11 protein-coding genes and 1 riboswitch are annotated in these 11,151 nt (G+C 75.3%); of the genes, 6 read left to right on the forward strand and 5 right to left on the reverse strand.

Features of this window, described 5'->3' with window-relative positions:
• Window positions 1–21: 21 nt before the first annotated feature.
• Together qcrC and ctaE are read right to left on the reverse strand one after the other, a co-directional pair.
• The gene (gene qcrC, locus ACI79W_RS16870) at window positions 22–864 is read right to left on the reverse strand and encodes a cytochrome bc1 complex diheme cytochrome c subunit (protein ID WP_456563242.1); all 843 of its coding nucleotides are present in this window, start codon (window positions 862–864) and stop codon (window positions 22–24) included.
• A 7-nt stretch (window positions 865–871) separates the two neighbouring features.
• Window positions 872–1,492: an aa3-type cytochrome oxidase subunit III gene (gene ctaE, locus ACI79W_RS16875; RefSeq protein WP_456563243.1), complete on the reverse strand. Its 621-nt coding sequence runs from the start codon at window positions 1,490–1,492 to the stop codon at window positions 872–874.
• 132 nt (window positions 1,493–1,624) lie between these two features.
• Here ctaE and ACI79W_RS16880 point away from each other — a divergent pair, with 132 nt between their 5' ends.
• Both ACI79W_RS16880 and trpD read left to right on the forward strand, forming a co-directional pair.
• A complete protein-coding gene (locus tag ACI79W_RS16880) occupies window positions 1,625–2,053 on the forward strand; it encodes a hypothetical protein (protein WP_456563244.1) in 429 nt (142 codons plus the stop codon).
• A complete protein-coding gene (gene trpD / locus ACI79W_RS16885) occupies window positions 2,050–3,111 on the forward strand; it encodes an anthranilate phosphoribosyltransferase (RefSeq protein WP_456563245.1) in 1,062 nt (353 codons plus the stop codon). The genes ACI79W_RS16880 and trpD overlap by 4 nt, the downstream gene beginning before the upstream one ends.
• A gap of 20 nt (window positions 3,112–3,131) precedes the next feature.
• On the opposite strand, the gene ACI79W_RS16890 is transcribed toward trpD, so the two are convergent.
• On the reverse strand, window positions 3,132–3,419 hold the full coding sequence (locus tag ACI79W_RS16890; RefSeq protein ID WP_456563246.1) for an Lrp/AsnC family transcriptional regulator: 288 nt from the start codon (window positions 3,417–3,419) through the stop codon (window positions 3,132–3,134).
• Window positions 3,416–5,197 carry a DEDD exonuclease domain-containing protein gene (locus tag ACI79W_RS16895; protein ID WP_456563247.1) on the reverse strand — a complete coding sequence of 594 codons (1,782 nt, stop codon included), beginning with the start codon at window positions 5,195–5,197 and terminating at the stop codon, window positions 3,416–3,418. The genes ACI79W_RS16890 and ACI79W_RS16895 overlap by 4 nt, the downstream gene beginning before the upstream one ends.
• Window positions 5,198–5,430: 233 nt before the next feature.
• Between ACI79W_RS16895 and ACI79W_RS16900 the strand changes: the two genes are divergently transcribed.
• The 3 genes from ACI79W_RS16900 (at window position 5,431) to ACI79W_RS16910 (ending at window position 9,030) form a co-directional block, all read left to right on the forward strand.
• Window positions 5,431–7,176 (forward strand): D-alanyl-D-alanine carboxypeptidase family protein, encoded by a 1,746-nt coding sequence (locus tag ACI79W_RS16900; RefSeq protein ID WP_456563248.1) that lies wholly within the window; start codon window positions 5,431–5,433, stop codon window positions 7,174–7,176.
• Window positions 7,177–7,264: 88 nt separating this feature from the next.
• On the forward strand, window positions 7,265–7,579 hold the full coding sequence (locus ACI79W_RS16905) for a hypothetical protein (protein ID WP_456563249.1): 315 nt from the start codon (window positions 7,265–7,267) through the stop codon (window positions 7,577–7,579).
• Between the two features lie 214 nt (window positions 7,580–7,793).
• A riboswitch (cyclic di-AMP (ydaO/yuaA leader) is annotated at window positions 7,794–7,940 on the forward strand.
• A 16-nt stretch (window positions 7,941–7,956) separates the two neighbouring features.
• Window positions 7,957–9,030: an NlpC/P60 family protein gene (locus tag ACI79W_RS16910; RefSeq protein WP_456563250.1), complete on the forward strand. Its 1,074-nt coding sequence runs from the start codon at window positions 7,957–7,959 to the stop codon at window positions 9,028–9,030.
• Between the two features lie 69 nt (window positions 9,031–9,099).
• Here ACI79W_RS16910 and ACI79W_RS16915 read toward each other — a convergent pair whose 3' ends face one another.
• Window positions 9,100–10,047, reverse strand: a complete 948-nt coding sequence (locus tag ACI79W_RS16915; protein WP_456563251.1) for an EamA family transporter — start codon at window positions 10,045–10,047, stop codon at window positions 9,100–9,102.
• Between the two features lie 70 nt (window positions 10,048–10,117).
• Here ACI79W_RS16915 and ACI79W_RS16920 point away from each other — a divergent pair, with 70 nt between their 5' ends.
• On the forward strand, window positions 10,118–11,029 hold the full coding sequence (locus tag ACI79W_RS16920) for a LysR family transcriptional regulator (RefSeq protein WP_456563252.1): 912 nt from the start codon (window positions 10,118–10,120) through the stop codon (window positions 11,027–11,029).
• Window positions 11,030–11,151 lie beyond the last annotated feature (122 nt).

Consider the following 11,151-nt stretch of genomic DNA (forward strand, 5'->3'; position numbering starts at 1 on the left):
TCGATGGGCTCGCGGGCGTGCTCACGCCTTGCTGCCCATCCAGAAGATCCCGAACAGGAGGGCGCTCATGCCGACGACCCAGAGGACCAGGCCCTCGCCGACCGGGCCGATGCGGCCGACGCCCGCGCCGCCCGGGTCCGCCATGCCCTTGATGGTCTGGACGTAGGCGATGATGGAGCGCTTCTCCTCGGGGGTCAGCTGGTTGTCGCCGAAGACCGGCATGTTCTCCGGTCCGCTCAGCATCGCCGTGTAGATCTCCAGGTCGGTCGCGTCGTCCAGGCTCGGGGCGTACTTGCCCGAGGAGAGGGCGCCGCCCTCACCGACGAAGTTGTGGCAGGACGCGCAGTTGAGCCGGAACAGCTCACCGCCGAGAGCGAGGTCGCCCGCGCGGAGGTCGCCCGACGGGAGCGTCGGACCGCCGCCGTTGGCCTGGACGTACGTCATGAGCTGGTCGATCTCCTCGTCGGAGAACACCGCGGGCTTGTCCGGCGCCTGGGCCTCCTGGCGGACCAGGGGCATGCGGCCGGTGTGCACCTGGAAGTAGACCGAGGCCTCGCCGACGCCGATCAGCGACGGGCCGCGGTTGGGTACGCCCTCGAGGTTCTCGCCGTGGCAGGAGATGCAGCTGCGCTCGTACAGCTCGCGCCCGGCCGCCTCTGCCGCCGACTCGCTCGTGCCCTCGTCGGCCGCCTGTGCGGGGGCGAGCACCGAGTACAGGGAGCCGGTGAGGATGAGCGAGGCCAGGAGGCCTGCGACGTTGGCCAGACGCCGGCGGTGCTTGGAGCGGCGGCGTGCGCGCGCACGGGCGACGGGCGTGCCGGCGTCGGCGAGCGGGGCGTCGGACTGCGGGTTCGTGGTGGACACCGGTTCCCTAGCGGATCAGGTAGATCGTGGCGAAGAGCCCGACCCACACGACGTCGACGAAGTGCCAGTAGTAGGAGACCACGATGGCCGAGGTCGCCTGCGCCGGCGTGAAGCGGCCCATGGTGGACCGGACGAGCACGTAGACGAAGGCGATGAGGCCACCGATGACGTGCAGGGCGTGGAAGCCCGTCGTGATGTAGAAGACCGAGCCGTACGTGGACGAGGCGATCGTGGTGCCGTGGTCGACGACGAGCACGCGGTACTCGTTCGCCTGGGCCAGCACGAAGATCAGGCCCATCACGAAGGTGATCGTGAACCAGCGCCGGAGCCCGTAGACGTTGCCGTTCTCCGCCGCGAAGACGCCGAACTGGCAGGTCACCGAGGACAACACCAGGATCACGGTGAAGACCGTGGCGTAGGGCAGGTTCAGCTCGGTCGGCTCCGGCGGCCAGCCGCTCTCGGCGCCGGCCCGGGCTCGGGCGGTGAAGTACATGGCGAACAGGCCGGCGAAGAACATCAGCTCGCTGGCGAGCCAGATGATCGTGCCGACGCTGACCATGTTCGGTCGGGTCAGGGAGTGCACCCGCGAGGTGTCGAAGGCGCTGCTCGCGACGGGGGCCGTTGTCACGGGGCTCATCATGGCATCGGCAGGGCGCCGTCACGACTGCGGGTGGTGACGGCGTGGCGCCGATGTGACCACCTCGATACCGACGCACGGGGCGTGCCTGCGCAGATGGGTCCGGGCACTAGGCTCGGCGGCGTGAGTGCCGCCGAGAAGCCCGCTGCACCGGCCACCGTGCTGCTCTACAGCCACCGTCCCGAGGTCCGCGACGCGGTGCGCGCGGCGGTCGGGCGGCAGCCGGCCCCCGACGTCGGGCCGCTGACCTGGCTGGAGTGCTCGACGGGCGACGAGGTGGTGGCGGCGGTCGACGCCGGCGGCATCGACCTGTGCGTCCTCGACGGCGAGGCGCAGCCCACCGGCGGGATGGCGCTGGCCCGCCAGCTGGAGATGGAGGTCGCCGACCGGCCGGCGGTCTGCCTCCTCGTGGCGCGGCAGCCCGATCGCTGGCTGGCGCACTGGTCGCGCGCGGAGTCCACGCTCGCCCTGCCGGTCGACCCGCTGGTCGCCCCCGGGGTGGTGGCAGACCTGCTCCGGGTCCGCGCGGGCCGGCCCGCGGCGCACCGGTGACGCCCCTGGGGACGCCGACGGCCGCACCCACGTGGCCCGGGCTGCTCAACCGCCTCCTGGCCGGGCAGGACCTCACCGCCGACGACACCCGCTGGGCCATGCGGGAGGTGATGACCGGCGAGGCGACGCCGGCCCAGGTGGCCGGCTTCACCGTGGCGCTGCGGGCCAAGGGGGAGGCGGCGCAGGAGGTGGCCGGGCTGGCCGCCGAGATGCTCGCCCAGGCGACACCGGTGCGACTGCCGATGGACTGCGTCGACATCGTCGGCACCGGTGGGGACGGCGCCCACACGGTCAACATCTCCACGATGGCCGCGGTGGTGACCGCCGCCGCGGGCGCGCCCGTGGCCAAGCACGGCAACCGGGCGGCGTCGTCGTCGTCGGGCGCCGCCGACGTCCTCGAGGCTCTCGGGGTGGTGATCGACCTGCCGGCCGACGCCGTGGCCGCCTGTGTCCGCGAGGCGGGTATCGGTTTCTTCTTCGCCCCGGTCTTCCACCCCGGCATGCGGCACGCGGCCGCCCCGCGCCGGGAGATGGGCATCGGCACGGTGTTCAACTTCCTCGGCCCGCTGACGAACCCGGCTCGCCCGGTGGCGGCGGCGATCGGCTGCGCCAACGCGCGCATGGCCCCGGTCCTGGCCGATGTGCTCGCCGCCCGGGGGACGCGGGCGCTGGTGTTCCGCGGCGACGACGGGCTCGACGAGCTGACGACCGCCACCACCTCGTCGGTCTGGGTGGTGCGCGACGGCGAGGTGGCACCCGACCGGGTCGACCCGAGCGCGCTCGGCATCGAGGCGCCGGCGCCGGACGCGCTGCGCGGCGGTGACGCCGGGGTCAACGCCGAGGTCTTCCGGCGGGTCGTGGACGGGGAGCGCGGGCCGGTCCGCGACGCCGTGCTGCTCAACGCGGCGGCTGCGCTGGTGGCCTTCGACGAGCGGCCCGCGCGGTTGCACGACGGCCTCGCGACCGGGCTGGAGCGGGCTGCCGCGGCGGTCGACGACGGCCGCGCGGCGGCGCTGCTCGACCGCTGGGTCGAGGTCAGCCGCGCGGCACGCGGTTAGGCCTTCGGACGGGCGGTTCCTCAGACGTCGGTGTCGAACCCGATGGAGAAAGCCGCCTCGAGGTCGTGCCGCGAGTACGCGCGGAACGCGATGTGGGTGTCGGTGTCGACGACGCCCGGGACCTTGTTGATCCGGCCGGCGATCACCTCGGCGACCTGCTCGAACTCGCGGACCCGGACGATGGCGACCAGATCGGCCTCCCCGGCGACGGAGTAGACCTCGCTGACCCCGTCGAGCTCGGCGACGGCCTGGGCGACCTCGGCGATCGAGTCGGTGGCGGCGTCGATCATCACGATGGCGGTGATCACGCCGGGGATGCTATCCGCTCGGGACGGGCGCGCGTGCCGAGCGACCGCCCGTCGGCGAAGGGATCGTGCGCGTCGCGCCCGGCCTCCACGCGCGCCAGGAAGCCGCTGTAGGCGCCGGTGCCGGGCGCCGCGCAGGCCAGGGTGCCGGTGACCTGCACCAGCCGTGTGCCGGGCTTCTCCAGCCAGCGCAGGACGAGCTCGGTCTCGTCGACCGACGTCGGCTGCTCCGCGTCGGCGCCGGGTACGGTCTCCGCCGTCACCAGCAGGTCGCGGAGCACGCTGCGGACGGTGGTGCCACGAGGTGCGTTCCCGGCGGCGGTCAGTCGCCCGTACCGGACCACGGAGAGCTCCCAGCCGCCCTGGCCGTCGGGGCGGGCCAGCACCAGCTCGGGGACGGCCGCCAGCGACGCCAGCCGCTGCCGTCGCCGGACGGCCCGGACCAGCACCGCCACCCGGTCGCGCAGCACGGCGGCATCCTCGTAGCGCTCCTCGGCCGCCAGCTGCTCCACCCGGTCCAGCAACGGCCCGAGCAGCGGCCCGGGGTCGTGCCCGACCGCCGCGGAGAAGACCGCCGCCACCCCGGCGTACTCCGGTACCGACTGTGCGCCGGTGCAGGGGGCGCCGCACCGCCCCATCTCTGCCAGCGCGCAGGCGCTGACCGGTGTGCGCGGGGAGAGCCGGGCGGTGCACTGCCGCAGCGGCAGCACCTCGTGGACGGCGGCCACGGCCGCGTCCGCGGCGCGGCGGTCGGGGAACGGCCCCAGGAACACGCCGGCGTCGGGCCGGACCCGGCGCACCACCGACAGCCGGGGGAAGGGCTCCTCGGTGAGCCGGACCCACAGCGCCCGCTCGGGAAATCGGGACCGGCGGTTGTAGCGCGGCTTGTGCCGGGCGATGAGGCGCAGCTCGCGGACGGCCGCCTCGAGCGCGTGGGCGCACGGGATCGCCTCCACCCGCTGCGCGAGACCCACCATCTCGGTGATCCGGCTGCGCTGCTCACCGGAGGTGAAGTAGCTGAGGACCCGGCTGCGCAGGTCCCCCGAGGTGCCCACGTAGAGCGGCTCGTCCTTCGGGCCGCGGAAGAGGTAGACGCCGGGGCCGTGCGGCACCCCGTCGGCCAGGTGCCGCTTCCTCCGGCGCTCCGGATCCACCTGCCGGGTGAGGCCGGACAGCTCCTCCAGCGTGGTGACGCCCAGCGGACCCAGCCGCTCGAAGAGGCCGTGCAGCACGTCGACGGTGGCCCGTGCGTCGTCCAGGGCCCGGTGCGTGGGCGAGGTGGTGGCGGAGAAGTACGGCGCCAGGGTGGCCAGCTTGCAGTTGGGCACCTCGTCCCGGCTCAGCAGCCGCCGGGCGAGGACGGCGGTGTCGACGGAGGCCGCCGCGGGCCAGACCATCCCGTTCTCGGCGCACGCCGCCCTGAGGAAGCCGAGGTCGAACGGCGCGTTGTGCGCGACCAGGACCGCCCCGCGGGCGAACTCGAGGAAGGCCGGGAGGACGGCGCCGATCCGGGGGGCCGTGGCCACCATCGTCGAGGTGATGCCGGTGAGCACGCTGATGTAGGGCGGGATCTCGTGGCCGGGGTCCACCAGCGTCTGGAACTCGCCGAGCACCTGGCCGCCGCGGACGCGCACGGCGCCGATCTCGGTGATCGCGCTGTCCTTCGGCGAGCCGCCGGTGGTCTCCAGGTCGACGACGACGAAGGTCACCTGCGACAGCGGCGTGCCGACGTCCTCGATCGAGACCTGCTGGTAGCGCGGTGGAGCGGGGGGAGGTGCCACGGGGCGGACGCTAGGTCGGGGTGCTGACAGTCCGGGGGACGCGCGCCGGGCCGCCGCACGCCCCGACCCGCCCGCCCGCACCCCCGGGCAGGGGGTCCGGCGCCGCCCGACCGTGGGGAGCGGGGCCACCCCGGCGGTGCACAGCCTGGCTTTCCGCCCCCGGACGGGACACCATGCACTGCCAGCGCCCGTCGCCGCCCGCGCGACCGGCCGTTCACTGGAGGTGGTCGGCGATGCCCGCGCGCTCCCCGGCGCGCCCGCCCGGCCGGTGCCGGCGGCGGGCGGCGGTCGCCGCCCTCGCGGCGTGCGTGGCGGTGCTGCTGCCGGTCGGCCCGGCCGCAGCCGCACCCAGCGACCAGCCCGGCGGCACCTCTGGTGTGCTGGAGAGCCGCGACCTGGACCGGCTGCAGCGGCGCGCCGCGGAGGTGCAGGACGAGCTGCGGGCCCGCCAGGCCGAGGTCGTCGCCGCCCGCGAGGCGCTGGCCAGGGCCCAGCGCGCCGTGGACGAGGCGCAGGCGGTCCTCGACGAGGCGCGGGGCGTGCTGGCCGGGCACCAGCGGGAGGTGGCGGACTACGCCGCCGCCGTCTACCGGGACGGCGGCGCCCTCACCCCGCTGACCCTGCTGCTCAGCGGCGGCGACCCCGGGGAGGTGCTCTCCGGCCTCGGGTTCCTCGACGTGGTCGACGCGCACGCCGGCCGGGTGATCGGCGTCGCGGAGGACCACCGGCGCGGCGCGCTCGACGAGCAGGCGCGCGCCCAGGCCGCCCTCGACCAGGCCCGCGCGCGGGCCGACCAGGTGCGCGCACGGGTGGCCGAGCTCGCGGCGGCGGCCGAGGCGGTCACCGCCGAGCTCGGCGACGCGCTCGCCGTCGTCGACGGGCAGCTGGCCCAGCTGCAGCAGGAGCAGCTCGCGGTCAACGAGCAGACGGCGGCCAGCTGGCGGGCCTACGTCGAGCAGCTCCGGGCCGCGGGCCTGGCGGAGGTGCCGGCGTCGGCGCTGCGCGACCCGGAGCGGGGCCTGCCTGACCGCCTGGTGCCGGTGGGCGAGGGCGGGGGCGGGGCCCAGCGCGGGGTGGCCCAGCTGCCCGGTCGGCCCACCTCGCTGCTCGTCCTGCCCGCGGAGACGCTGGCGGCGGTCGGCGGCGCGATGGAGGCGCTGGGGCAGCCCTACGCCCCCGGGACGGCGGGGCCGGACTCCTGGGACTGCGGTTCCCTCGTGCAGGCGGTGTACGGCCGGACCGGGATCCCCCTGCCGGCGACGCAGGGCGAGCTGTTCGCGCGGACCGTGCCCGTCGCCCCGGCGGACGTGCTCCCCGGCGACCTGGTCTTCCTCGGCTCGCCGGAGTCCGGGCTCGGGCACGTGGGCATCGCGCTGGACCCCAGGACGATGCTCACCGCCGACGCCCGGGCCGGGGCCGTGGTGGTGCGGACGCTCCCCGGCGACCAGGTGCTCGGCGTCGGTCGCCCGGTGCTGGGCCAGCGCCCGCCCGTCGCCGTGCCCGAGCCGACCGCCGGCGCGCTGCGGACCGAGTGCGGGAACACCGTCTACCCGCCCAGCTACGACGGCGGCCGGGCCTGGGGCGGCTACCCGAACGGCCTGATCCCGCCCAGCGCGATGTGCCCCCTGGGCGTCGGCGGGCACACGCTGCGGTGCGACGCGGCCGCGGCCTACCGGGCCATGGCGGCGGCCTACGCCGCCGACTTCGGGCGCCCGCTCTGCATCACCGACTCCTACCGGACCTACGCCGGCCAGGTGAAGCTGTACGGGGAGAAGCCGGCCCTGGCGGCGATCCCGGGCACCAGCAACCACGGCTGGGGGCTCGCGGTGGACCTGTGCGGCGGCATCCAGTCCTTCGGCACGCCGCAGTACGCGTGGATGGTCGCCAACGCCGGCCGGTTCGGTTTCCTCCACCCGACGTGGGCCGATCCGGGCAACGGGCGCGAGGAGCCGTGGCACTGGGAGTACGCCGGCAGCTGACGCCGTCCGGGCCGCGCCGGCACCGCGCGCGGAAATGTCGGTGAGCTCTCCTAGCGTGCGCAGCGACCCACGGAGGAGAGAAGAAGCCATGCTCATCGACTGCGACACCTGCACCGCCCGCGGGAACGGCTGCGCCGACTGCGTCGTGACCGTGCTGCTCGGGGCCCCGCCGGGATGGCAGGGGGTGGACCCGGTGGTCGTGCCCATGACCGGGCGCGCTCGCAGCGGTCCGGCCGCCGAGGACGTCGTCGTCCCGCCGCCGGGCGTGGTGGTGGAGTTCGACGACGTGGAACGGCGGGCCGTGCGAGCTCTCGCCGAGGGCGGTCTGGTGCCCCCGCTGCGGCACCCGGACGGTGCCGGCGGTCACGACGGCGGGCGGTCCCCGGGCCGGCGCACGGGGTGACCGGCGGCCCGTCCCGACGGCGGCCGCTACACAGCGTCAGGGGGCTCGGCCCGGAGGCGCGCCGCTGACCTGGGGATCCTCGTCGCAGGGGTTTCTCCCGCCACCATTTGTCACGGTCACATCGCGGTCGTTAGGGTTCTCGCCGTCCGGCCGGGTGGTTGTCATCCGTCGATGGATGGCCTCGACCGGACACCGCCTAATCACCGCCGGGCGCGCACCACTGGCGCCCGAGGTGTACCGGGGACCCACCGCAGTTCCGGGGTGAGTTCTCCCGCAGCCGGTCCGCCGGTGCGGGGGATAGGGCCAGTCTTCCCAGCCCGAACCCGTCAGCTAACTCGGTCGGCGGTCGCAGAGGAAGAAACGGAGAGCCGCCGCTCGTGGCGACCCCTCACGCAGTGCTGACCCACGCCCCCGCACAGCTCCACCCCGCCGACCGGTGCAGCTCGCGCGCCCGTCGCCTCGGCCCGCTGCGATCGGGTTTCCTGGTCACCGCCGTCACCGCCGTCACCGTCACCATCCTCCCGGGCGCGGCGTCTGCCGTCCCCGGCACGGCCGACGCGGTCGCCGCCCAGGTGGCCGAGGCCAGCCACGAGCTCGAGGTCGTCTCCGAGCAGCTGAACGAGGCCCGGGTCGTCCTGGCCCGCCACCAGGACGAGGCCGAGGCCGCCGACGAGGCTGCTGCCGCGGCGGAGGCCCGGATCGGTTCCCTCGACGGGCACATCCGCCGGCTGGCCCGCAGCGCCTACACCGGCAGCGGCATGTCGCAGCTCGACGTCCTGCTGACCAGCGACTCGGCGGAGCACCTCGTCGACCAGCTCGGCATCCTCGACGCCATCGCCGGCCACACGAACGCGGTGCTCACCGAGGTGTCGCGGGCCGCCGCGGACGCGGAGCGGTCCCGCGACGCCGCCGAGGAGGCCGCCGCCGAGGCGGAGCGCACGGTTGAGCAGATCGCCGCCCAGCAGGAGGAGCTGGAGGTGAAGATCGCCGACTACCAGCGCCGCTACGAGGCGCTCACCGCTCCTCAGCAGGAGCAGGTGGCGCAGGCGCACGGCGGCGCCGCCCTGCCGGCCCCGAGCGCCGTCACCGCGCCGAGTTCCGCCGCCCAGGTCGCGGTGAACACCGCGCTCGCCCAGATCGGCGATCCCTACGTCTGGGGCGCCGGTGGTCCCAACGCCTTCGACTGCTCGGGCCTGACCTCCTACGCCTACGCCGCGGCCGGCGTGACGCTGCCGCACTCCAGCCGGTCGCAGAGCCAGATGGGCACGCCCGTCTCGCGCAGCGAGCTGCAGCCGGGCGACCTGGTCTTCTTCTACAGCCCGGTGAGCCACGTCGGCATGTACATCGGCAACGGCCAGATGGTGCACGCCTCCACCTCCGGCCAGCCGGTGAAGGTGGCGAGCCTGGACTCGATGGGCAGCTACAACGGCGCCCGGCGCATCGCCGGCTGACGGCGCCGGACCGCTCGGAGGGCCGGTGATCCCGACCGGGGTCACCGGCCCTCGTGGGCCCCGGGCGGGTCAGGTGACCGACGGGGTCGTCCCGGCGACCTCGGTCAGACCGGAGGGGACATCGGCCACGGACGAGCGCGGCCGGGCCACCGCGACGGCGGCCGCGTTCGCCACGACGATGAGCGCGATCCCCGCCCACTCGTGGCCCCGCAAGCCCTGGCCCAGCAGGACGATGCCGACCAGCGCCGCCAGCACCGGGTGCACGCTCATGAAGACGCCGAAGAAGCGAGGCGGGACGACACGCAGGGCGGTCAGGTCCGCCGCGTAGGGGACCACCGACGAGAGCACGCCCGCCGCCACGGCGTAGCCGAGCGCCGCCCCGGTGAGCCTGCCGTCCACCGCCATGGGCACCAGCACGGGGAGGAAGGCCAGGGCGCACAGGCCGGTTCCGAGCGCGGGGGCCTGCAGCCCGGGCAGGCGCAGTCCGGCGACGCGGTTCAGGAGGATGTAGGCCGCCCAGCACGCCGCGGCGACCAACCCGAGCCCGACGCCCAGGTGGTCGCTGGCGGGCCCGGGCAGGATCAGGACGTAGACCCCGCCTGCCGCACCGCAGCCGATCAGGAGATCCCACCGGGAGCGCGACCCGGCCAGTGCGACGGCGAGCGGCCCCAGGAACTCCAGCGTCACCGCGAGCCCGAGCCCGATGCGCTCGATCGCCGTGTACAGCGCCAGGTTCATGCAGCCGAACACCGCTGCGAGCAGCAGGACCGGCCACCACTGAGCCCACGTCATCCGCCGCAGCGGTGGTCGGGCGACCGGGAGCAGCACCGCCGCGGCCACCACCTGGCGCACGGCGACGACGCCGGGTGGCCCGATCGCGCCGAAGGCGTGGGCGCCGAGCGCGGCGCCCACCTGGTTGCTCAGGGCGCTGCCGAGCATGGTCGCCACGCCGCCGGCGAGGGGGTGCCCACGTGCGGGCCGGCCGGGCCGGACGGAGTCCCGGGAGGGTGCGGTCACCTGGCGGAGTATCGGCACGTCGGGCGCACAGCGGAAATGCCGGACACGCACCCGGCCATACGCTCGGCGCATGAGTGCGGAAGTGCGGCAGCTGCGGGCGCTGGTCGCTGTCGTGGACGCCGGCACCTTCACCGGTGCCGCCGACCTGCTGGGCACCTCGCAGGCATCGGTGTCCCGGTCCGTGGCAGCGCTGGAACGGGGCATCGGTGCGCGCGTGCTGCGGCGCACCACCCGGGAGGTGTCGCTGACGGTGGTCGGGAGCCGGGTGCTCGCCCACGCGCGGCGGGTGCTCGAGGAGGTGGCCGCGATCCAGCGTGCCGCTGAGGAGACCCGGCCTGACGTGCGGGTCGGGTACGCCTGGGCCGCGCTGGGGCGGCACACCACCGCGGTGCAGCGCCGCTGGTCGCGTGCCCACCCCGGATCGACGCTCGTGTTCGTCCAGTCCAACACCCCGACCGCGGGGCTCACCGAGGGGCTGGCCGACGTGAGCGTGCTCCGCCGTCCCGTGACCGATCCCCGGCTGGGGAGCGCGCTGCTCGGGACGGAGCGGCGCTACGCCGCCGTCGCCGCCGACGACCCGCTGGCCCGCCGGCGCACCCTCGCGCTGCCCGACTTCGCCGGTCGCACCGTCGCCGTCGACACCCTGACCGGGACGACCACCGGCGAGCTGTGGTCACCGCCGGCGGCGCCGGCCGTCACGCGTGCCGTCCGCGGTGTCGACGAGTGGCTCACCGTCATCGCCGCGGGCCAGGCCATGGGCATCACCGCCGGGGCGACGGCCCGGCAGCACCCGCGCCCCGGTGTCGTGTACCGGGTGGTCCGCGACGCGCCGCGCGTGCCCGTGTGGATGGCCTGGTGGACCGACAGCCCGCCGGCGGGGCTGGAGGAACTGCTGCGCCTGGTGCGGGAGGAGTACGCCGCGGACCCGGGGCGGTCGGGCCCCGGGCCGGCGGGACGCCGGACGGGGGGAGGGCCCACCTAGGTGTACCCGGCCAGGACGTTGGTGACGGCGGCCGGACTTGAACGCAGGAGAACCTCCGAGTGGGGTGTGGCTTGTCTAAGGCCCACATCCGCCCGGAGGTTCTCGTGTCCCACGGTAATGCC

This window comes from Blastococcus sp. SYSU DS0533 (assembly GCF_054050775.1).

Bases quoted from the DNA above. Each gene is read 5' to 3' on its own strand.
- ACI79W_RS16900 (WP_456563248.1), top strand. From the start codon at position 5,431: ATGCCCGCGCGCTCCCCGGCGCGCCCGCCCGGCCGGTGCCGGCGGCGG.
- ACI79W_RS16905 (WP_456563249.1), top strand. From the start codon at position 7,265: ATGCTCATCGACTGCGACACCTGCACCGCCCGCGGGAACGGCTGCGCC.
- ACI79W_RS16920 (WP_456563252.1), top strand. From the start codon at position 10,118: ATGAGTGCGGAAGTGCGGCAGCTGCGGGCGCTGGTCGCTGTCGTGGAC.